This window comes from Pseudomonas sp. R32, assembly GCF_009866705.1.
Taxonomy (GTDB): Bacteria; Pseudomonadota; Gammaproteobacteria; order Pseudomonadales; family Pseudomonadaceae; genus Aquipseudomonas; species Aquipseudomonas donghuensis.
The window spans coordinates 5,006,049-5,028,346 of record NZ_CP019396.1 but is presented as its reverse complement, the minus strand read 5'-3'; the positions used below and the strand labels follow the sequence as shown (position 1 = coordinate 5,028,346).

The 22,298-nt window shown below is 60.8% G+C and carries 12 protein-coding genes; 10 read left to right on the top strand and 2 right to left on the bottom strand.

From position 1 onward, the window contains the following. Positions 1-61 precede the first annotated feature (61 nt). From PspR32_RS23190 to PspR32_RS23165, 6 genes are all read left to right on the top strand, one after another. On the top strand, positions 62-1,456 hold the full coding sequence (locus tag PspR32_RS23190; RefSeq protein WP_010220325.1) for an MFS transporter: 1,395 nt from the start codon (positions 62-64) through the stop codon (positions 1,454-1,456). A 9-nt stretch (positions 1,457-1,465) separates the two neighbouring features. Beyond that, a complete protein-coding gene (locus tag PspR32_RS23185; RefSeq protein ID WP_010220326.1) occupies positions 1,466-1,978 on the top strand; it encodes a single-stranded DNA-binding protein in 513 nt (170 codons plus the stop codon). A 269-nt stretch (positions 1,979-2,247) separates the two neighbouring features. Further along, positions 2,248-4,038 (top strand): type I secretion system permease/ATPase, encoded by a 1,791-nt coding sequence (locus PspR32_RS23180; RefSeq protein WP_026001144.1) that lies wholly within the window; start codon positions 2,248-2,250, stop codon positions 4,036-4,038. Next, positions 4,019-5,332, top strand: a complete 1,314-nt coding sequence (locus PspR32_RS23175) for an HlyD family type I secretion periplasmic adaptor subunit (protein WP_159389230.1) — start codon at positions 4,019-4,021, stop codon at positions 5,330-5,332. Before PspR32_RS23180 ends, PspR32_RS23175 begins: the two co-directional genes overlap by 20 nt. Before the next feature lie 2 nt (positions 5,333-5,334). After that, positions 5,335-6,723, top strand: a complete 1,389-nt coding sequence (locus tag PspR32_RS23170) for a TolC family outer membrane protein (protein WP_026001145.1) — start codon at positions 5,335-5,337, stop codon at positions 6,721-6,723. Positions 6,724-7,346: 623 nt separating this feature from the next. Further along, positions 7,347-8,063, top strand: a complete 717-nt coding sequence (locus PspR32_RS23165) for a response regulator transcription factor (protein ID WP_026001146.1) — start codon at positions 7,347-7,349, stop codon at positions 8,061-8,063. 162 nt (positions 8,064-8,225) lie between these two features. Here the strand turns inward: PspR32_RS23165 and PspR32_RS23160 are convergent, their stop codons facing one another. Both PspR32_RS23160 and PspR32_RS23155 read right to left on the bottom strand, forming a co-directional pair. After that, positions 8,226-14,591 carry a DUF5801 repeats-in-toxin domain-containing protein gene (locus tag PspR32_RS23160; protein ID WP_232531786.1) on the bottom strand — a complete coding sequence of 2,122 codons (6,366 nt, stop codon included), beginning with the start codon at positions 14,589-14,591 and terminating at the stop codon, positions 8,226-8,228. A gap of 357 nt (positions 14,592-14,948) precedes the next feature. After that, positions 14,949-16,325 carry an aminotransferase-like domain-containing protein gene (locus PspR32_RS23155; RefSeq protein WP_010222810.1) on the bottom strand — a complete coding sequence of 459 codons (1,377 nt, stop codon included), beginning with the start codon at positions 16,323-16,325 and terminating at the stop codon, positions 14,949-14,951. 390 nt (positions 16,326-16,715) lie between these two features. Between PspR32_RS23155 and PspR32_RS23150 the strand changes: the two genes are divergently transcribed. The 4 genes from PspR32_RS23150 (at position 16,716) to PspR32_RS23135 (ending at position 22,298) form a co-directional block, all read left to right on the top strand. Then, positions 16,716-17,468, top strand: coding sequence for an SDR family NAD(P)-dependent oxidoreductase (locus PspR32_RS23150; protein WP_010222811.1), 753 nt, complete (start codon positions 16,716-16,718; stop codon positions 17,466-17,468). Positions 17,469-17,632: 164 nt separating this feature from the next. Then, positions 17,633-20,698: a formate dehydrogenase-N subunit alpha gene (fdnG, locus tag PspR32_RS23145; RefSeq protein ID WP_159389229.1), complete on the top strand. Its 3,066-nt coding sequence runs from the start codon at positions 17,633-17,635 to the stop codon at positions 20,696-20,698. After that, on the top strand, positions 20,698-21,648 hold the full coding sequence (gene fdxH / locus PspR32_RS23140) for a formate dehydrogenase subunit beta (protein ID WP_159389228.1): 951 nt from the start codon (positions 20,698-20,700) through the stop codon (positions 21,646-21,648). The genes fdnG and fdxH overlap by 1 nt, the downstream gene beginning before the upstream one ends. Next, positions 21,645-22,298 (top strand): formate dehydrogenase subunit gamma, encoded by a 654-nt coding sequence (locus PspR32_RS23135; RefSeq protein WP_010222816.1) that lies wholly within the window; start codon positions 21,645-21,647, stop codon positions 22,296-22,298. Before fdxH ends, PspR32_RS23135 begins: the two co-directional genes overlap by 4 nt.

Genomic DNA, 22,298 nt, shown 5'->3' with positions numbered 1-22,298 from the left:
CGTATATGCCGTTAAGCGATGGGGCTGGTAGAATCGCCGCCGGTTCACACGAGGTTTATCCATGCACGATCCCCACAGCGAACGCATGAGTGGCAGCGAGACCCGCGCCGCAGGCGGCCTGGCCCTGGTGTTCGCCTTCCGTATGCTGGGCATGTTCATGGTCCTGCCAGTACTGGCGACCTATGGCATGGACCTGGCCGGGGCCACCCCGGCACTGATCGGCCTGGCTATTGGTGCCTACGGCCTGACCCAGGCTTTCCTGCAGATTCCGTTCGGGGTGATCTCCGATCGCATCGGTCGGCGCCCGGTGATCTACCTGGGCCTGGTGATCTTTGCCCTGGGCAGCGTGCTGGCAGCCCAGGCCGACTCGATCTGGGGGGTGATCGCCGGACGTATCCTGCAAGGCGCCGGGGCGATTTCTGCCGCGGTCATGGCCTTGCTCTCTGACTTGACCCGCGAACAGCACCGGACCAAGGCCATGGCCATGATTGGCATGAGCATCGGCCTGTCGTTCGCCGTGGCCATGGTCGTCGGCCCGCTGCTGACCCGCGCCTTCGGTCTGTCGGGGCTGTTCCTGGCCACTGCGGCCATGGCCCTGGTCGGTATCGGCCTGATTGCCTTCGTGGTGCCGGCGTCACACGGTGCGTTGCAGCATCGTGAGTCGGGGGTGGCCAAGCAGGCCCTGGGGCCGACCTTGCGTCACCCGGACCTGCTGCGCCTGGATGTAGGCATCTTCGTCCTGCACGCGATCCTGATGGCCAGCTTCGTCGCCTTGCCCCTGGCCTTTGTCGAACGTGGCGGGCTACCGAAGGAAGAGCACTGGTGGGTGTACCTGACCGCCTTGCTGATTTCATTCTTTGCAATGATCCCGTTCATCATCTACGGCGAAAAAAAGCGCAAGATGAAACGTGTCCTGCTGGGCGCGGTCAGTGTGTTGATGCTCACCGAGCTGTTCTTCTGGCTGTCAGCAGACAACTTGCGCGAACTGGTGATCGGCACCGTGATATTCTTTACTGCCTTCAACCTGCTGGAGGCATCCTTGCCTTCACTGGTAAGCAAGGTGTCGCCCGCCGGCGGCAAGGGGACGGCCATGGGGGTGTATTCCACCAGCCAGTTCCTTGGTGCCGCGCTGGGAGGAATTCTCGGTGGCTGGTTGTTCCAGCACGGTGGCCTGAGCACGGTGTTCCTTGGCTGCGCAGCGTTGTGTGCCCTGTGGTGGGTCGTGGCGCTGAGCATGCGTGAACCGCCGTACGTGACCAGCCTGCGCATGCCGTTATCGGCCGAGGCGGTACGGGAAGCGGGGCTGACCGAGCGGCTGATGGCCGTACCGGGTGTGACCGACGCAGTGGTGGTGGCCGATGAAGCCGCCATCTATATCAAACTTGATACACAAATTTTGGATCGCACGACCCTGGAACGCCTGGTAAACCCGGCTTCCTCCGCGTGCGAAGCCTAGGAGAACGTTATGGCCCGTGGGGTTAACAAAGTCATTCTGGTCGGTACCTGCGGCCAGGATCCCGAAGTCCGCTACCTGCCCAACGGTAACGCCGTGACCAACCTGAGCCTGGCGACCAGCGAGCAGTGGACTGACAAGCAGACCGGCCAGAAGGTCGAGCGTACCGAATGGCACCGCGTTTCGATGTTCGGCAAGGTTGCCGAGATCGCCGGTGAATACCTGCGCAAAGGCTCGCAGGTCTACATCGAGGGCAAGCTGCAGACCCGTGAGTGGGAAAAGGACGGCATCAAGCGTTACACCACCGAAATCATCGTCGACATGCAGGGCACCATGCAGCTGCTCGGCGGCCGTCCACAGAACCAGGACGGCGCCCCGCAAGGCGGCAACAACTACAACCAGGCGCCACGCCAGCAGGCTCCGCGTCCACAGCAGTCCGCGCCACAACAGCGCCCGGCACCTCAGCAGGCCGCACCGCAGCCGGCTCCGGACTTCGACAGCTTCGATGACGACATTCCGTTCTAAGTCGTGCTGGGTGACCAGAGACAATCGGTAAAATGTCTAGCCAAAGCCCCCGTTTAACGGGGGCTTTGGCGTTTTAGGGGGATAGTTTCAGTTGACCCAATTCTGCTAGCGCCATTCGGTGCTCGGCCATCAACAGCATGGCGGCCTGCTTGAAGCTTGGTTCTTCCCGTTCCAGGCGACTTGCCTGAGGCGATCTGGCCAATTGCTCAACGCAGTCGTTCGGCATGATCTAAGCTCCACAAAGGATGGCGTTTCGAGCAGGGGTTTCAATGCGAAGCACACCTGAAAACAGTCTGAAGCACGCGTTGAAAATCTGTAGAGACAGCTTTGTTTCTGTTGGCTTCTTCAGCTTTTTCATTAACGCGTTAATGCTCGTCCCTACCTTCTATATGCTTCAGGTGTATGGGCGAGTGATGTCGAGCGGAAGCCTGACGACCCTGGCAATGCTAACCCTGATCATGACCGGGCTGCTGATCACGCTTGCCTCCCTGGAATGGATCCGTTCGCGGATCATGGTTCGGGTCAGTACCCGGCTGGATGTGTTGTTGAGTCGCCAGGTCTATAAGGCCAGTTTCAAACGGGCTCTGGAAAGTGGCGGCATGGATGCCTCGGCGCAGTCGCTCAACGACTTGACGGGCTTGAGGCAGTTTCTCTCCGGTAACGGGTTGTTTGCCTTTTTCGACGCGCCCTGGCTGCCGATCTATATCGCGGTGATGTTCGCGTTTCACCCCTGGTTTGGCTGGGTAGCGACCGGCAGTGCTCTGTTGTTGTTATTGCTCGCATTTATCAATGAGAAGCTGACCGGGCCGGTACTGGCCCAGGCCAACAAGGAGCATATCGGCGCGACGCTCTACACCACGAAGAACCTGCGCAACGCCGAAGTCATCGAGTCCATGGGCATGCTTGAAACCCTGATGGATCGCTGGGGGCGCCGGCAAAGGAACGTGCTGCTGCTGCAGTCCCTGGCGAGTGATAGAGCAGCGATTGTCAGTACGATTTCCCGGTCTTTCCGGCTTCTGGTGCAATCACTGGTGCTGGGGCTGGGGGCCTACCTGGCGGTGGATCATCAGGTGGGCGCAGGCATGGTGTTTGCCGGGGCCGTACTGCTGGGGCGGGCACTGGCCCCCATCGATCTGATCATCGGTAGCTGGAAGGGCTTTATTGCCGCTCGCTCGCAGTACAGTCGTCTGAACGAGATCCTCGACAAACAACAAGCGCAAGCCGAGCGTCTGTCTTTACCTGCGCCCCAGGGGCACGTGCAGGTCGAGAATCTGATAGTCGCGGCACCTGGCTCGAAAACGCCGATCATCAAGAACATCAGCTTCAGCGTACCTGCCGGTTGCGTGGTGGGAATCATCGGTCCAAGTGCCTCGGGCAAGTCGACCCTGGCCAGAGCTCTGATGGGGGTGTGGGCGCCGCAGCATGGGGTGGTCCGGCTGGATGGCGCAGACATCAGCACCTGGGACAAGCATGAGCTTGGCCCGCATATAGGCTACTTGCCCCAGGATATTGAATTGTTCGAAGGCAGCGTTGGCGAAAACATTGCCCGTTTTGCCGAGGTCGATTCGGCGAAAGTCATTCAAGCGGCCAGGACGGCGGGCGTTCACGAGATGATTTTGCTGCTGCCCGATGGCTACGACACCATCATCGGCAGCGAGGGAGTCATGCTCTCGGGAGGGCAGCGCCAGCGCATCGGACTGGCTCGCGCCCTGTATGGCAACCCGCGACTGATTATTCTCGACGAGCCCAATTCCAACCTTGACGAAGTCGGTGATCGGGCCCTGGCCGCAGCCATCCAGCAGCTCAAGCAGACCGGCGCGACGCTGTTTGTAATTACTCACCGAACCAACATCGTCTCGCAACTTGACCGGCTCATGGTGATGAGAGCTGGGGTTATCACGCTCTATGGGCCACGCGACCATGTGCTGGCCGAACTCAATGCGCAGCAACCGCAGGTACCAAAGCACGCCATGCCAGCACCAGTAGGCGCCAGCATGGCCCCGGTCGAGACTAGCAAGGGCAATGGCAATGAACCCTACGATGCCCAGCCGTCAAATTGAAAGCTTCGCTGACCTGCCCATAGCCGATCGTAAAATCCGCCGCCTGGGCCTTGGCATTGTAGGGGTGACTTTCGGCCTGTTCGGCACCTGGGCGGCGATCGCGCCCCTCGACGGCGCTGCTTATGCGCCGGGGGTGGTCACCGTGCAGGCTTATCGCAAAACGGTCCAGCACCTTGAGGGGGGCATTGTCAAAGAGGTGCTGGCCCATGACGGTGACATCGTCCAGCGTGATGACCCGCTGATCATTCTCGATGATGCCCAGTTGCGCTTCGAGTACGAGATAGCCCGAAGCCAGCTGCTCGCGGCCAGAGCCATGGAGGCCAGGCTCATCGCCGAGCGCGACACGCTACCGGTGATCGGTTTTGGCAAGATCGCCGATCTCGCCAGCCTGCGGGGAGAGGAAGCGCGTCAGGGCGAGACTCAGGTGTTCAACGCTCGGCAGGGCTCGCGGCTGGGCCAGATAGCGGTGTTGCGCGAGCGTATTGGCCAGTTGAATCAACAGATCAAGGGACTGGAGTCGATGATCGGTGCCAAGGTTAGTCTGGAGAAATCCTACAGCAGTGAAATCAATGAATTGACCGACCTGCTGAAGCAGGGGTTCGTTGACAAACAACGTCTGCTCGAGCAGGAGCGCAAGCTGGGGATGCTCAGGTCGGAGGTGGCTGATCACCGTTCCACTATTAACAGGACGCGTCTGCAGATCAACGAAACGCAGCTGCAGATTCTGCAGGTCGACAAAGATTTCAGTGCCGACGTTGTCAAGCAGCTGGCCGAGGTCCAGACCCGGATATACGACCTGCAAGAGAAAACCTCGGCCCTGGAAGACCGGCTCAGCCATATCGTCATCCGCGCACCCGACGCGGGCATGGTGATTGGCATGACAGTGCACACCATTGGTGGTGTGGTGCGGCCGGCAACGCCGTTGCTGGACATCGTTCCATCGGTTTCCGAGCTGGTCATAGAGGCCCAGGTGGCACCGGTGGATATTGATCGCATCGCCATCGGCAAGCGTGCCGATATCCGTTTCGGTGCGTTCAAGAGTTCGACGACGCCGGTGATCGAAGGCGAGGTCAGCAGCGTATCGGCTGACCGGCTGACCAATGAAAAGACCGGGGCTGCCTATTACCTGGCGCGGGTCCGGGTAACCGAGGAGGGCGTGCGCACCCTGGGTGAGCGCAAGTTATTGCCGGGGATGCCGGCGGACGTGTTGATCATCACCGGACAACGCACGCTGTTGCAGTACTTGATGCAGCCGGCCCGCGATGTCATGTCTCAATCGATGATCGAGGAATGACCGTGGGCATGTCGTCAGTGCTTTTTGGGGGGGTGTTCATGCTTGCAGCGGGTGCCGCCCTGGGGCAAACCGCTGCACCAGCATCGACCGGGGTCAGTGCCTCTACGTTCTCTACCGACCTCATGCAGTTGTATCGCGAGGCGCGACTGGAGGACCCGCGGGTATTGGCCTCTTTTGCGCAAGCGCAGGCGGGCAAGGAACATCAACGCGAGGCCATGGGGGCGCTGTTGCCGCAATTATCGCTCAATGCCGGGTCGAACCGAATTCACCAGGAAAACGACCTGATACAGCAGAGTTACGATAGCGAAAGCTACAGCCTGGTGCTGCGTCAGTACCTCTACAACAAGGCCGCCTGGGAGAACTACCAAAAATTCAAAAGCTTGGCCAGGCAGTCCGAGTCGCAAGCACTGGATGCCCAGGCCGAGGCCACTGTGGAATTGGCGCGGCGTTACTTCACCGCGTTGGCGGCCGAGGATGAGCTGGAGTTGGTGAGGGCGGAACGTCGAACCACGCAAAAGAGTCTGGACCGAGTCAATGCGTTGTACGAAAAGCAGCTGGCGTTGGTGACGGACCAGCTCGACCTCAAGGCTCGGGTGGATTTGCTCGCGGCGCAGGAACTGGATGCCCGCAACCAGGCCAGTATCAGTCGCGAGGCACTGGCGGAGATCGTCGGCCGGCCAGTCAAGGAGAAGCTCAACCGGATACGCGATGACGCGCAGCTACGGGTTTCGGCGCAGAGTATGGAGGACTGGGTCCGCGAGGGTATAGCGCAAAACCCGACGCTCAAGGCCAGCGAGAGTGGTGTCGAAGCCGCGGGTGCCGCGTTGCGCAGTGGCAAGGGCGGGCACTATCCGACCGTGAGCCTGAACCTGAGCGCACAAGAAACCAACGAGGGCTACAACAACTCCCAGACGCCGCGTACCGACAGCTATGTTGCTGGCATCGGCGTTCAGGTGCCGCTGTACAGCGGCGGCTCGACCTCGGCGCGGGTCCGTGGGCTCTACCAGGATCAGCTGACCGCCGAGCAGGAGCTGGAAGCGATCCGGCGCCAGGTGGTCAAGGAGATCACCAGCGCTTACCTGACTGCCAATTCGAACGGCGAAAAAATCCACGCCAATCGTCTGGCCCTGGCCTCGGCAAAGCTCTCCAGGGTGGCAGCAGAGAAAGCGTTGACCTACGGGATGGTCAATGCCGTCGATGTTCTGGCCAGTGTACGCAACGAGTTCCGCGCTCGGCGTGACCTGCTCAAGACGCAGTACGAATTCCTCAGTAATGTGTTCACCCTCAATCGCTGGGCGGGAAAACCGCCAGCCGAAAGTGTCGACAGTGTCAATGGCTGGTTGAGTCCCGGCAGCCCCGCCCAGGCAACGGACGTTGAATCCGAGTATTAGCCGAAAGCATGCCTGGTCATTGAAAGCGGATGATCGCCAACCGATTGCCATGATCTACAGCCCTAGCGCCGGAAAACGTCATGTTCATCAGCGGGCAGGTCATGGCTGCGACGACTAAATGCGCGCGCCTTTATCCATTCACCCCTGCGGGCTGTCAGGTCAGGTTCATGGAGCTCGCAGAAACGGGAGGAGTCGAAAAATTGACGACTGCATTATTGGCGCATGTAATTACACACCATTCGTCTGTTAATTGACGATCTTGCTCGGTGTCAGACTGTGCTTACAGGCCGCCTGTAGCGAGCCTAAGACCTTGATTTCCGAGGGCTAGGGCCACTCCTTGAAAGCATCGATCGGGCCCCCCGCATGAGGCTTGAGTCTGCTGCGGGTGGGTGGCGGCGCGTTGGGCTGACCTAGACTCAGTTGAGGGGCTCTAGGGAGCACAGCATCGTGCGTAAGCTATTGATAGTTATTTCTATTTGTGTTGTCTCGATGACGCTTTCCGGCTTTGGGACGCGTCCGCAACCCTTGTCGATGCCACGGCTAGACGTGGCCCCAGGGCCGTTGGCCCTGCCAGGTCAACGGGTGCAGGTCATAGATCGTTTTTCATGGGAGGCAGGAACATCATGCCTAACCACAGAAAGTCGATACGTGTGATGCTGGTCGATTGTCGTCCCCTGGTTCTCATGGGGCTTCATGACTTGATCAATGCCAGGAAGCCGCGGATGGAAGTGAGCGGCGAGGCCACCACCTATACCAATGCGCTGGATCTTGCCGATCAGTTGCATCCCAATGTCATTCTTTTCAGTTTCTTTCTGGACGTGCTGAACCCGCTGGAGGTGGTCGCGGGACTCGCTCGCAACGCTGAAATGAAAGTGCTGGTGCTCAAGGGCCTGTACGAAGCCGTCCCCGTTGTCCAGGCGATAGAGGCGGGCGCACGCGGTATCGTGCTGGCGGAAGACCCGACGGAGTCGATCATCCAGGCCATCATCAAGGTTCACCATTACAACAGTGGGCTGGACAGAGCCTGGGTCGGTGGGCTTTCCGGCTATGCCGCGACCGTGCATACACCTTTGAAATATAACCTGGAGCGGGCGAAACAGGCGCGTCTGACGCTGCGCGAGAGGGAACTGATTCGCGCCATCGTGGGCGATCCGTCCGCCAAATACGTGAGTATTGCCGGGCGCCTGGGGATCAGTGAGCACACCGTGCACAACCACCTCAGCAACATCTATCAAAAGCTGAATCTGATCAATCGCATCGACTTGCTGATGTACGCGCTGAAGCACGGGCTCAACAACAACGAAGAACCGCCCGAATCCATCCGGGTGGAGCGGGATTGATTTTCACGTCGAAACAAGACTGCTTGAGCACGCTTTGGGGGCGCCTGGGCCATCACCGGGGCAGGGGCCCCAGGTTGAGGGTGCTGACGTTGTCGAAGTTTCAAAAAGTAATGCGAGGGGGGTTGCCACGCCACCCTCGCATCCTTTCACACGTGCGCTGCCTCAGGCGCCGCCAAACACAATGTCGCTATTGAGCAGATCGACCCCGACCAAGGTGATGGTCGTTGTCTGTCCGCCCGCCTCGGCAACCGTCACGATGCTGTCTGCACCGCTGTTGTTGATCGATTGGACAACGGCGTTCTGGTCGCCGTTGAGCACCAGCGTGTCTCGCAGGCTTAGGCTCGCATCGAAGCCGGTGACCTGGTACAGGTTCTCATCGGCGGACAAATCGATGTTGAAGGCATCCCGCTCACCGCCCGTACCCACCAACCGGTAGTCGAAGAGGACGTCGGTCGGGTCGTTGGCGAACAGGTTGGCGTCGAACGCACTGGTCGCCGTGTCCCCGTCCTTGTCCGTCAGCGTCGCATTGAACGCCAGCTTGATATCGCTGGCCAGGTTCTCGCTCTGCTGAATGAACTGGATCACCGGGATCTTGATCTCGCCCCTGGCCATCGTCAGCTGCACCGCATCGATCAGCGCCGTGCCCTGCTTCTCAATGAGGAAGGATACCTGCCCGCCAGCCTCCGGCGTCAGGGTGTTGACCTCGATGAGGTTCGAGAACGTGCCATCCTCGTAGTAGATCCTGTAGTACAGGTCTTCTGTTGCCGTAGTGTATCCCCCCACGGAGTTGTCGATGAACACCTTCATGGCTGTCAGCAGGCTCTCCGGGTTGATGACGAAACTTTCATCGGCGTTGCTGATGGCCGCCAGGTTGTCCCCTTGGAAGAGGTTATTGGCGACGCCGATGCCGGATGTGCTGACGTTCATGGACGCGGGGTCGATGTACGCGGGCAAGGGGTCGGTCTGTAGCACCGTTTCGAGGGGGTCGGGTTTCCCCAGCCCAATGCCGGTCAGGATGTCCGCCGTTGACGCAAGCGCCTTGGCGGAAAAGAACACAATCTCCTCGGAGGGCGAAGGGATAGTCAGGTCAGCCGGCTCTGGAATCAACAAGGTGCGTACGGGGTCCGGGCCGCCGGCAGCGAGCGCGCCGTCGGCACTGCTGAGCATGATCGTCGAGCCGAAGCCTTGCACCAGATCCAGTGCATAGCTGCCATTGGCAAAGGCGGTCAGCGTGTAGTCGACGGTGGTGTCCGCCGTTGCGGCGTTGTTGTCGAAGTCACCGGTCAAGGTCCCGGCGAACTGGTACGCACCATTGACGTCCGGCGAGGGCACCAGCTCGGTGAGCGTGCCGGTCCCGGTCGTGGTCGTGTTGTCGGGCCTGACGAGGGTGAACTGGCCATTGACCAACGAGATGTTCAGGCCCGTCGCCCCCAGCCCATCGGCGCCGGCCGACTTGCTCCAGAAACCGTATTGCGCAAGGACGCTACCGGTCCCGATCAGGTTGCCGAATGCGAGTGCCGGGCCGTCGTCCTTGATCACCAGGTTCTGCCCGATGTTGAGGGTGGCCTGGGCGCTGTCACCGTCCTTGTCGGTCTTGGTTGCCGTCAGGGTCACCAGGTTGTCCGAGGCCAGGCTGGTCGAGTCATCCGGATTGGTTGCGTCGGGATGGATCACGGCGCGGAGCTGGTCGAGGGTGACGTCACCGTTGGCGGCAACGCTGACGGTGAGCACCAGTTGATTGGTCGTGGCCGTGCGGCCTTCGACCACGCCGCCGTTGAGCGACAGGTTGACTGCCTCACCAGTGGCGGAATCGGTCAGCCCGGAGGCCCCCGCTACCACGCCCAGCGCATAGGTCAGGGTGCCAGCGCCATCGGCGCCGAACGCCGAGCTGAAGTTGGCGGCGAAGTTCTGCGTGGCGTTGGTCGCCAGCACCGTTTCGTCCACTGTCAGTGTCGGCTCCGTACCGGTGGTGTTGATGCTTGGCCCATCATCCTTGAACACCAGGTTTTGCCCGATGTTCAGAGTGGCCTGGGCGCTGTCACCGTCCCTGTCGGTTTTGGTTGCCGTCAGGGTCACCAGGTTGTCCGAGGTCAAACTGGTGGAATCATCCGGATTGGTGGTGTTGGAATGCACTACGGCGCGGAGCTGGTCGAGGGTGACGTCACCGTTGGCGGCGACGCTGACGGTGAACACCAGTTGATTGGTCGTCGCCGTGCGGCCTTCGACTACTGTGCCATTAAGCGACAGGTTGACCGCCTCACCGCTGGCGGTGTCGGTCAGTCCGGAGGCCCCGGCTACCACGCCCAGCGCATAGGTCAGCGTGCCAGCACCATCGGCGCCAAACGCCGAGGTGAAGTTGGCGGCGAAGTTCTGCGTGGCGTTGGTTGCCAGTACCGTTTCATCGACTGTCAGTATCGGCTCGGTGCCGGTGGTGTTGATGCTCGGGCCGTCATCCTTGAACACCAGGTTCTGCCCGATGTTGAGGGTCGCCTGGGCGCTGTCACCGTCCCTGTCGGTCTTGGTTGCCGTCAGGGTCACCAGGTTGTCGGAGGTCAGGCTGGTCGAATCATCCGGATTGGTGGTGTTGGGATGCACTACGGCGCGAAGCTGATCGAGGGTGACATCACCGTTGGCGGCAACGCTGACGGTGAACACCAATTGGTTGGTCGTCGCCGTGCGGCCTTCGACCACGCCGCTGTTGAGCGACAGGTTCACCGCCTCATTCGTGGCCGTGTCGGTCAGCCCGGAAGCCCCGGCCACCACGCCCAGCGCATAGGTCAGCGTACCGGCGCCATCGGCGCCAAATGCCGAGCTGAAGTTGGCGGCAAAACTCTGCGTGGCGTTGGTTGCCAGTACCGTTTCATCGACTGTCAGTATCGGCTCGGTGCCGGTGGTGTTGATGCTTGGCCCGTCATCCTTGAACACCAGGTTCTGCCCGATGTTGAGGGTGGCCTGGGCGCTGTCGCCATCCCTGTCGGTTTTGGTTGCCGTCAGGGTGACCAGGTTATCGGAGGTCAGGCTGGTGGAGTCATCCGGATTGGTGGTGTTGGTATGGACCACGGCGCGGAGCTGGTCGAGGGTGACGTCACCGTTGGCGGCGACGCTGACGGTGAACACCAGTTGATTGGTCGTGGCCGTGCGGCCCTCCACCACGCCGCCATTGAGCGACAGGTTGACCGCCTCATTAGTGGCCGTGTCGGTCAGCCCGGAGGCCCCCGCTACCACGCCCAGCGCATAGGTCAGCGTGCCGGCGCCATCGGCGCCGAACGCCGAGCTGAAGTTGGCGGCAAAACTCTGCGTGGCGTTGGTTGCCAGTACCGTTTCATCGACTGTTAGTATCGGTTCGGTGCCGGTGGTGTTGATGCTTGGCCCATCATCTTTGAACACCAGGTTTTGCCCGATGTTGAGGGTCGCTTGGGCACTGTCGCCCTCCCTGTCGGTCTTGGTTGCCGTCAGGGTGACCAGGTTGTCCGAGGTCAGGCTGGTGGAATCATCAGGATTGGTGGTGTTGGGATGCACTACGGCGCGAAGCTGATCGAGGGTGACGTCACCGTTGGCGGCGACGCTGACGGTGAACACCAGTTGATTGGTCGTGGCCGTGCGGCCCTCCACCACGCCGCTGTTGAGCGACAGGTTGACCGCCTCATTAGTGGCCGTGTCGGTCAGCCCGGAGGCCCCCGCTACCACGCCCAGCGCATAGGTCAGGGTGCCAGCGCCATCGGCGCCGAACGCCGAGCTGAAGTTGGCGGCGAAGTTCTGCGTGGCGTTGGTTGCCAGTACCGTTTCATCGACTGTTAGTATCGGCTCGGTGCCGGTGGTGTTGATGCTCGGGCCGTCATCCTTGAACACCAGGTTCTGCCCGATGTTCAGGGTGGCTTGGGCACTGTCGCCGTCCCTGTCGGTCTTGGTTGCCGTCAGGGTCACCAGGTTGTCGGAGGTCAAACTGGTGGAATCATCCGGATTGGTGGTGTTGGAATGCACTACGGCGCGGAGCTGGTCGAGGGTGACGTCACCGTTGGCGGCGACGCTGACGGTGAACACCAGTTGGTTGGTCGTGGCCGTGCGGCCTTCCACCACTGTGCCATTGAGCGACAGGTTCACCGCCTCATTCGTGGCCGTGTCGGTCAGCCCGGAAGCCCCGGCTACCACGCCCAGCGCATAGGTCAGCGTGCCAGCGCCATCGGCGCCAAATGCCGAGCTGAAGTTGGCGGCGAAGTTCTGTGTGGCGTTGGTCGCCAGTACGGTTTCGTCCACCGTCAGCGTCGGCTCAGTGCCGGTGGTGCTGATACTTGGCCCATCATCCTTGAACACCAGGTTCTGCCCGATGTTGAGGGTGGCCTGGACGCTGTCGCCATCCCTGTCGGTTTTGGTTGCCGTCAGGGTCACCAGGTTGTCCGAGGTCAAACTGGTGGAATCATCCGGATTGGTGGTGTCGGAATGCACTACGGCGCGAAGCTGGTCGAGGGTGACGTCACCGTTGGCGGCAACGCTGACGGTGAATACCAGTTGGTTGGTCGTGGCCGTGCGGCCTTCCACCACTGTGCCATTGAGCGACAGGTTGACTGCCTCATTAGTGGCCGTGTCGGTCAGCCCGGAGGCCCCGGCTACCACGCCCAGCGCATAGGTCAGCGTACCGGCGCCATCGGCGCCAAACGCCGAGGTGAAGTTGGCGGCAAAACTCTGCGTGGCGTTGGTCGCCAGTACGGTTTCATCGACTGTCAGTATCGGCTCTGTGCCGGTGGTGCTGATGCTCGGGCCATCGTCCTCGAAGATTATCTTCGAGCCGATTTCGGCTTTCGCAATAGAGACTTGGAGCAGCTTGAAGCCACCGATATCGAAATCGGCATGGTTAGTGCCCTTGGCGTCGATGGCCGCGCCGTTCTCGATGAGCACGCGGTTGTGGTCTGCCGTTGTGGTGTATTCAATTTTGTAGCCGGCTTTAACGCCGGTGATGGTCGCAACCCCGGAAGCAAAGCTGATGACAATGGCCGGATCATTCGCCGAGCCGTCCGAGTTTTCGATCACCAGCCCGGTGCTGATGTTGATGACGCGAACATTGCTGATTGCAACCGACGCATCACCCACATAGCCGTTGATGAAATTCGCGCCAGGTTCAGCAGCGGTGCTGAATGCGCTGATTTTTACGATAGCGCTTTTGCCGCTTTGCAACTGCACGACGTCGAACGTGGCCGACCTCGTATTGAAGACATTGGTGAAGTCGATGTTGGCTTCAACATCTGCTTCGTTCTGATCCAGGTTGGGAATGGTCACATTCTGCCTGGCACCGGTGACGAACGAAAAGCGGATGCCTTCCTGTTCCGTAATCATCTGGTTGTTGGTGCCGAAGGTGGTCGGGCCACCCGCCTGGCTGGTATTGATTGTGTCGCCCGTCGTTATATTGGCGCCGCTTGACTGGTCGGCGGGGTTCTTGCCGGTGGCGATAATGGTCGGGTCCGTGATCCGCAAGACCCCACCGACGTCGACAACAGTCGGGGTCGCCGTCGTGAACATCAGGAACAGGTTCTGCCCGGAGGGCGCATTGGCCAGGCTGAATACCAAATCCTGGCTAGCACCGATGAACACCTTGTTCAGCAGGTTGAGGGCATCGTCCGGGTTACTGGCGTCCGGATGCTTGAGCGGCTGGTATTCCACGGTCCATATCTTGCCGCCGGTGACCGGCGATCCGCTTTCTTGAATGTAGGCCGCGAACACGATCGCGCCGGCTGGGCCCCCGGCTCGGCCCAGCAGGATGTTGTTGTTGGTATCGGTATAGAGAAGGATATCGGTGCCATTGAGGGTATCGAGTCCGCTGTCCAGGCCATTGAGCGGTGCGCCAGAGGTGCCGACGAAGCTGATATCGGTAATGCTGCCGCCGGGTGCCGCGGTGATGGTGAACGCATCACTGCCGGTGTTGCCCACCGCACCCGTATAGCCACTCAAGGCTGCACCCGCTGCGGTACCTGCCCCCAGCGCTGTCAAGCGAGTAGTGAAGGCCGAGGGTAGCGCCGTGAGCAGAATGTCATTGTCGTCAGCGTCTCCTGCAGGGCTTGCGGTGGCCGTGCTGTTCTGCAACCCGGCGGTTTCGTCCAGCGTAACGTTCACACCCGTCGCCACGATACTCAGGGCGCTGTCGGTAAACGACGTTGTCGCGACAACGTCATCACTGGTACCGAACTGACTATCGGCACCTGCAGAGGCCGCGGTGAGCAGGAACGTTGCGCCTGCCGAGTCGTCGGGGTTCACGTACCACGAGGTCGTGACGCTGCCGTTGACTTGGCCGTCGAGATCGCCGGCACCGCCGTCGGTCACATACCAAGGCTCATGTCCCTCGCCGGTGTTGGTATCGAGTACATCGTCGGGCGTGCCCCACACGTTATCCGCGCCGGGGCCAGTGGCGTGCTCCACTTCGAGCGCCACTGTGCTGCCGGCGGCGAAGCCGCTGGCGGTGATGATGGCCGTGCTGCCGGGGGCGTAGTCTGCTTGATCAGTAGTGACGGTTGGCGTTTGTAGGGAGGGTGGATCGCTCATGAAGGTATTGCTTTGGTCTTTACTCGCGACGGCGTCCTGGTGGGGGGGGGGCAGATCGGTACTGCTGTCACCGGTCAGGTCGCTCGTGGGTTTTATTATTTTTTTGCGTGTAGTCATGACTTTCTCCTGAGCAATTCCAGGCATAGGCGCCGGATCGTGGACCTACTACTGGTACATGCCGCAACTATGGATAAGCGCCGGAGCTCGCGCATCGGCCGATACTCCCAGGCGAGATGGGAGTTTCGGACTACTTGGGAGGGGTAATGAGATGACGAAGGCGTCAGGGCGTCGGAACGCAAACAAAAGCCGCAGCCGGTAACTGGCTGCGGCTTGCTTGTGGGTTTTGCCAATGTGGCATCAATAGAACAGGCGGGGCTCCGGAGACGCCAGCAAGCTGGCCAGCTTGGTCAGGGCAAAGCCCAGTTCGGCGCGGCTCGGGGCCATCAGGGCAATGCGTACTCCGCTCGTCGCGGTGGTGCGCTGGGCCAGGAACTGACTGCCGCTGACTACTGTTACGCCGTGGGCCCGGGCCAGGTTGGCAAATTCGTCGCAGGTCCAGGGCTCAGGCAACTCCAGCCAGATATGGAAGCTGTTGGGCTGGCTGCGAATCCGATAACCGCCAAGAATGTCCCTGGCCATTTGCTGCCGAGCGGCGGCCTCTTGCTGTTGCACCTTGACCAGTTGTTCGCCCATGCCGCTGTTGATCAGGTTGCTGGCCAGTTGTGCCATCAGCGGCGAAGGCATCCACACGCTGCTGCGTACCATCGACGACAGGCGCGAGAGGGTTTCAGGGGGCGCATACAGGTAGCCGATGCGCAGTGCCGGCAGAATGCTTTTCGACAGGCTGGTCAGGTAGATGGAGCGCTCGGGAGCATAGGCCGAGATCGGCTTGTGCACCGGTTGGGCCTCCAGGAACCCGTAAATGTCATCGTCAATGATGAACACATCATGTTCACGGGCAATCTGGGCAATTGCCTCGCGGCGCTGCGCTGGCATGATCGAGTTGGTCGGGTTCTGGTGGGTGGTCACGCACACCAGCAGTGCCGGACGGTGTTCGATGCAGGCGGCCCGGAAGGCGTCGGGCAGCAGGCCGAACTCGTCGATCTGCACGCCCTTGAGGCGTCGATCCAGGCTGTGGGCCAGGGAGATGATCCCGGGGTAGCAATGCGCTTCGCAGAGAATCACGTCATTGGTGTTCGACAGGCTACTGATCGCCACCAGCAAGCCATGCTGCGCGCCAGACGTGAGGATGATCTGCTGCCACCGTGCCTCTGGCAGGCTGCGTTGTACCCAGCGGGCACCGGCTTGCTTGTGCACGGTATGACCACCGTCGGTGGTGTAGTCCAGAACGCGGCTCAAATCCGCTGACTGCGCGAGTTCGGTAATCGCATCCCGTAGCCATCCGCCCGTGTCGGCGTCATTGGGCTTGATGATCGACAGGTCGATCTGGGCGCTGTCGGTGCTGGTGCCCGGTGTGGGCGAGGCCGGCCTGGCATTGGCTTGCAGGACAAATGTCCCGCGTCCGACTTCACCAATTACCAGCCCGCGCTTGGCCGCCTCGTCATAGGCGCGACCAATGGTGCCGGGGGTGACTTTCAGGGTTTCAGCCAGGTCCTTGAGTGTTGGCAGCCGATCGCCCGGGCTCAGGTGCCCGGTACTGATGTCCTGCTCCAGGGCATCGGCAATCATCAGGTAAACCGGCTGCGCATGGCCGCTGTATTGAGGAACCCACATAGGTAAAGCACCAGAATCTACATGAGCGCGCAAGCCTAGCATGAAAGCCTTGATTAAGAGTAATCGAAGGGTAATCGAGTCTTTTTGAATGCATTCAATCTGGTTTTCGTCTGCCTGCTCTCGCCTGGAAACTGTTATGAAAGCAACGGCAGTGTGAAAATTCACTGTCATGAATATCAATATAAATCAATTAGTTGGATGTTGTTTTCGGCAGTATGCAAGGTCGCGGCGACAGAAATAAATTGAGTCGATTTTGTTTCTGTTATTACAATGATTGAGTCGATTCAATCGCTTCTAATGATCGATGCATTAACCGAATTGAGCTGGCAGCACACGGGATTCGTGTGAGCGAAATACCTGACCTGAACTGCTGATAAAGGGGAAAACTGCATGAAAACCGCATTTGTGACCGGCGCATCGGCCGGTTTTGGCAAAGCCATCTGTCGCCAACTGATCGCCGAAGGTTACCGGGTCATCGGCGGCGCACGCCGCATGGACAAACTCATGCAGCTGGGGCAGGAGCTTGGCGAACACTTCATCCCGCTGGCGCTGGATGTAAGCGACAAGGCATCGCTGGACAAGGCAATCGGGCAGATCAATCAAGCCTCGTTGTCTATCGATGTCCTGGTAAACAACGCCGGCCTGGCGCTGGGCATCGAGCGCGCGCAACAGTGCGACCCCCAGAACTGGGAACGGATGATCGCCACCAACATCACCGGCCTTGCCCTGATCACCCAACGCATCCTGCCGAGGATGGTCGAGGCCAATAGCGGGCTGATCATCAATATCGGCTCGATTGCCGGCACCTACCCGTATCCGGGGGGCAATGTGTATGGCGCCAGCAAGGCCTTCGTCAAACAGTTCAGCCTGAACCTGCGCGCCGACCTGGCCGGTACCCGGGTGCGGGTGAGCAATATCGAGCCGGGCCTGTGTTCAGGGACCGACTTCTCGGTGGTGCGCCTGAACGGCAACATGGAAGCGGTCGAAGCGCTGTATAAAGATGTCGAGGCCATTCGCCCCGAGGACATTGCCAATACCGTGTCCTGGATTGCCCGGCAACCCGAGCATCTGAACATCAACTCGATCGAGATCATGCCGGTGGCCCAGAGCAGCGCTGCGCTCAACGTCGTGCGCAACCTGTAGCGGGGCGAACAGGGTGATGCCGGCGGCAATGAGCCATTTTCAGCACGCTGGTCAGGAATCTTGACTACAGTATCAACTGGTGACTGCCAGTAATGTCGCCACCGTGATCGTTCAAGCGACGCCGGCAACGCACCGCGCGTCCACCACCTGATCAGGAGTGCACGATGGATCTCAACCGTCGGCAGTTCTTCAAGGTCGCAGCAGTTGGCCTTGGAGGCTCGAGCCTGGCGGCGTTGGGCATGGCCCCGACACCTGCCTTCGCCGAGCAGGTGCGCCACTTCAAGCTGGCGCACACCAAAGAAACCCGCAACACCTGCCCCTACTGCTCGGTCGGCTGCGGCCTGATCATGTACAGCCAGGGTGATGCGGCCAAGAACGTGGCGCAGAACATCATCCATATCGAAGGCGACGCCGACCATCCGGTGAACCGCGGTACGCTGTGCCCGAAAGGCGCCGGCCTGCTCGATTTTATCCACAGCCCCAGCCGTTTGCAGTACCCCCAGGTGCGCAAGGCGGGGAGCAACGAGTGGACACGGATTTCCTGGGATGACGCGCTTGACCGTGTCGCCGACCTGATGAAAGCCGACCGTGACGCCAACTTCATCGAGAAAAATGCCCAGGGCCAGACCGTCAACCGCTGGCTGAGCGTAGGCTTCCTGGCCGCCTCGGCGTCTTCCAATGAAGCCGGCTACATGACCCACAAGGTCATTCGCAGCCTTGGCATGCTGGGGTTCGATAACCAGGCACGTGTCTGACATGGCCCGACGGTGGCAAGTCTTGCCCCGACGTACGGCCGTGGAGCCATGACCAACCACTGGACCGATATCGCCAACGCGAATCTGATCCTGGTGATGGGTGGCAACGCTGCAGAAGCCCATCCCTGTGGCTTCAAATGGGTGACCGAGGCCAAGGCCCACAACAAGGCCCGTCTGATCGTGGTCGACCCGCGTTTTACCCGAACCGCGTCGGTGGCCGACTATTACGCGCCAATCCGCACCGGCAGTGATATTGCCTTCATGGGCGGGTTGATCAATTTCCTGCTGAGCAACGACAAGATCCAGCACGAGTACGTGCGCAACTACACCGATGTGTCGTTTATCGTCAAAGCCGGTTTCAGTTTCGAAGACGGCCTGTTCAGTGGTTACGACGCGGCCAAGCGCAGTTACACCGACAAGTCCGGCTGGGGCTACGAAATCGGCGAGGACGGCTTTGCCAAGGTCGACCCGACGCTGCAGGACCCACGCTGTGTCTACCAGTTGATGAAGCAGCACTACAGCCGCTACACCCTGGAACTGGCCAGCCAGATCTGCGGTATGCCGGCCGACAGCATGCGCAAGATCTGGGAAGAGATCGCTACTTGCTCGCAACCGGGCAAGACCATGACGATTCTTTATGCCCTGGGCTGGACTCAGCATTCGATCGGCTCGCAGATCATCCGCAGTGCCGCCATGGTCCAGTTGCTACTGGGCAACGTCGGCATGCCGGGTGGCGGAGTCAACGCCTTGCGTGGGCACTCCAATATCCAGGGGCTGACAGACCTTGGGCTGTTGTCCAACCTGCTGCCCGGTTACCTGACCCTGCCCGCGGATGCCGAGCAAGACTACAACGCCTACATCGCCAAGCGTGCGCCCAAGGCACTGCGGCCGGGGCAGCTGTCCTACTGGCAGAACTATGGCAAGTTCCATGTCAGCCTGATGAAGGCCTGGTATGGCGCCAACGCCACGGTCGAGAACAACTGGGGCTATGACTACCTGCCGAAGCTGGATATCCCCGGTTACGACGTGTTGAAAATGTTCGACATGATGGCCAAGGAGCAGGTCAACGGTTACTTCTGCCAGGGCTTCAATCCGATTGCCGCCTTGCCCGACAAGAACCGTGTTACCGCCGCCCTGAGCAAGCTCAAGTGGCTGGTGGTGATGGACCCACTGGCCACCGAGACCTCGGAGTTCTGGCGCAATGCCGGGCCGTTCAACGATGTCGAAACGGCCAGTATCCAGACCGAAGTCATTCGCCTGCCCACCACCTGCTTTGCCGAGGAGGATGGCTCGCTGGTCAACAGCAGCCGCTGGTTGCAATGGCACTGGAAGGGCGCCGAAGGGCCGGGACAGGCGCGTACCGACGTGCGCATCATGAGCGAGCTGTTCCTGCGCCTGCGCGAGCGTTATCAGCGCGACGGCGGCGCTTGGGCCGAGTCGATCCTCAAGCTCAACTGGCCCTACAAGGTGCCCGAAGAACCGACGCCGGAAGAAATCGCCAAGGAGTTCAGTGGCTACGCCGTGGCCGATGTCACCGATGCCTCGGGGGCGCTGGTCAAGGCCGGGCAGCAACTGGCCGGCTTCGCCCAGCTCAAGGACGATGGCAGCACCGCCTCCGGTTGCTGGATTTTCTCCGGCAGCTGGACCGAGCAGGGTAACCAGATGGCCCGGCGCGACAACGCCGACCCGTATGGGATGAAGCAAAACCTGGGCTGGGCCTGGGCCTGGCCGATGAACCGGCGGATTCTCTACAACCGTGCCTCGGCCGACCCTCAAGGCAAGCCGTGGGCGCCGAACAAGCGCCTGGTGTGGTGGAACGGCAAGGCGTGGGGCGGCACCGACGTGCCGGACTTCAAGGTCGATGCGGCGCCGGAGTCGGGGATGAACCCGTTCATCATGAACCCTGAAGGGGTCGCGCGCTTCTTTGCCCTGGACAAGATGGCCGAAGGGCCATTCCCCGAGCATTACGAGCCGTTCGAGACGCCAATCGGGATCAACCCGTTGCACCCGAACAACAAGCAGGCGACCAGCAACCCGGCCGGGCGGGTGTTCGATTCGGTGTGGGACAGCCTGGGGCAAGCCAAGGACTTCCCTTACGCGGCCACCAGCTACCGCCTGACCGAGCACTTCCACTTCTGGACCAAGCACTGTCCGATCAACGCCGTGACCCAGCCCGAGCAGTTTGTCGAGATCGGCGAAGCCCTGGCCAAGGAGAAGGGTATCGCCGCCGGTGACCGGGTACGGGTCTCCTGCAAGCGTGGGCATATCGAGGCAGTCGCGGTGGTGACCAAGCGGATTCGTCCGCTGCAGGTCAACAACCAGACCGTGCACCAGATCGGCATTCCGTTGCACTGGGGGTTTACCGGGGTAACCCGGCACGGCTACCTGACCAACACCCTGGTGCCGTTCCTCGGTGATGGCAACACCCAGACCCCGGAATCGAAGTCGTTCCTGGTCAATGTGGAGAAAATCTGATGGCCAGCCAAGACATCATCGCCCGTTCGGCCACCACCACCGCCCCTTCGTCGATCCGTCAGCAGGAGGAAGTGGCCAAGCTGATCGACACCACCAAGTGCATCGGATGCAAAGCCTGCCAGGTGGCCTGTTCGGAATGGAACGAGCTGCGTGACGAGGTCGGTCACAACCATGGCACCTACGACAACCCACAGGACCTGAGCGCCGAGACCTGGACCCTCATGCGCTTCACCGAGCACGAGACCGACGAGGGCAACCTGGAGTGGCTGATCCGTAAGGACGGCTGCATGCACTGCGCCGAGCCTGGGTGCCTGAAGGCCTGCCCGAGCCCGGGGGCGATCATCAAGCATGCCAACGGCATCGTCGACTTCAACCAGGACCACTGCATCGGCTGCGGTTACTGCATCACCGGCTGCCCGTTCAATATCCCGCGGATCTCGCAGAAGGACCACAAGGCCTACAAGTGCACCCTGTGTTCCGACCGGGTGTCGGTGGGGCTGGAGCCGGCCTGCGTGAAAACCTGCCCGACCGGCGCCATTGTCTTTGGCAGCAAGCAGGACATGAAGGAGCATGCCGCCGAGCGCATCGTCGACCTCAAGTCGCGTGGCTTCGACAACGCTGGTTTGTATGACCCCGATGGTGTCGGCGGTACCCACGTGATGTATGTGCTGCATCACGCCGATACGCCACGCGTGTATGCCGGCCTTCCAGACCAGCCCATCATCAGCCCGCTGGTGGGTTTGTGGAAAGGCGTGACCAAGCCTCTGGCGCTGCTGGCCATGGGCGCGGCGGTGCTGGCCGGGTTCTTCCATTATGTGCGCGTCGGCCCGCAACGGGTCGAGGAAGACGAGCACCCCAGCCCGCCGGATACCAGCGTGCATGTGGTCGACCCTGCGGTGCATGTCTATGACCCGAACCGGCCAGGTGGGCAAGGGGAGGAGCGACCATGAACGACAAACCGATCCAGCGCTACAACGCCAACGAGCGGACCAACCACTGGCTGGTGGCGATCCTCTTCATCATGGCCGCGTTGTCGGGGCTGGCGCTGTTTCACCCGGCGCTGTACTGGCTCAGCCATCTGTTCGGCGGCGGGCCCTGGACGCGCATATTGCATCCGTTCATGGGCGTGTTGATGTTCGTGTTCTTTCTTGGCCTGGTGCTGCGTTTCTGGCGGGCGAATTACTTTATCGCCAACGATCGCCTGTGGCTCAAACGCATCGACCGGGTAATGCGCAACGAAGAGGAGGGCGTACCGCCGATCGGCAAGTACAACCCCGGGCAAAAGCTGCTGTTCTGGACCTTGCTGCTGTGCATGCTGGTGCTGTTGATCAGCGGCGTGGTGATCTGGCGCGCTTACTTCAGCAGCTACTTCGGCATCGGCTCGATTCGCCTGGCGACCTTGCTGCATGCGCTGGCGGCGTTCGTGCTGGTGCTGAGCATCATCGTCCACATTTACGCGGGCATCTGGATCAAGGGTTCGGCCAGCGCCATGTTGCATGGCGGGGTCAGCCGCGCCTGGGCGAAAAAACACCATGAGCTGTGGTATCGGGAGGTGACCGGCGATAAACAACCGGAGCCGCCGATCAACAAAAAAGGATGA

Excerpts from the sequence above, each read along its gene's own strand:
- PspR32_RS23190 (WP_010220325.1), top strand. The coding sequence starts at position 62 with ATGCACGATCCCCACAGCGAACGCATGAGTGGCAGCGAGACCCGCGCC.
- PspR32_RS23185 (WP_010220326.1), top strand. The coding sequence starts at position 1,466 with ATGGCCCGTGGGGTTAACAAAGTCATTCTGGTCGGTACCTGCGGCCAG.
- PspR32_RS23180 (WP_026001144.1), top strand. The coding sequence starts at position 2,248 with ATGCGAAGCACACCTGAAAACAGTCTGAAGCACGCGTTGAAAATCTGT.
- PspR32_RS23175 (WP_159389230.1), top strand. The coding sequence starts at position 4,019 with ATGCCCAGCCGTCAAATTGAAAGCTTCGCTGACCTGCCCATAGCCGAT.
- PspR32_RS23165 (WP_026001146.1), top strand. The coding sequence starts at position 7,347 with ATGCCTAACCACAGAAAGTCGATACGTGTGATGCTGGTCGATTGTCGT.
- PspR32_RS23160 (WP_232531786.1), bottom strand. The coding sequence starts at position 14,591 with ATGAGCGATCCACCCTCCCTACAAACGCCAACCGTCACTACTGATCAA.
- PspR32_RS23155 (WP_010222810.1), bottom strand. The coding sequence starts at position 16,325 with ATGTGGGTTCCTCAATACAGCGGCCATGCGCAGCCGGTTTACCTGATG.
- PspR32_RS23150 (WP_010222811.1), top strand. The coding sequence starts at position 16,716 with ATGAAAACCGCATTTGTGACCGGCGCATCGGCCGGTTTTGGCAAAGCC.
- fdxH (WP_159389228.1), top strand. The coding sequence starts at position 20,698 with ATGGCCAGCCAAGACATCATCGCCCGTTCGGCCACCACCACCGCCCCT.
- PspR32_RS23135 (WP_010222816.1), top strand. The coding sequence starts at position 21,645 with ATGAACGACAAACCGATCCAGCGCTACAACGCCAACGAGCGGACCAAC.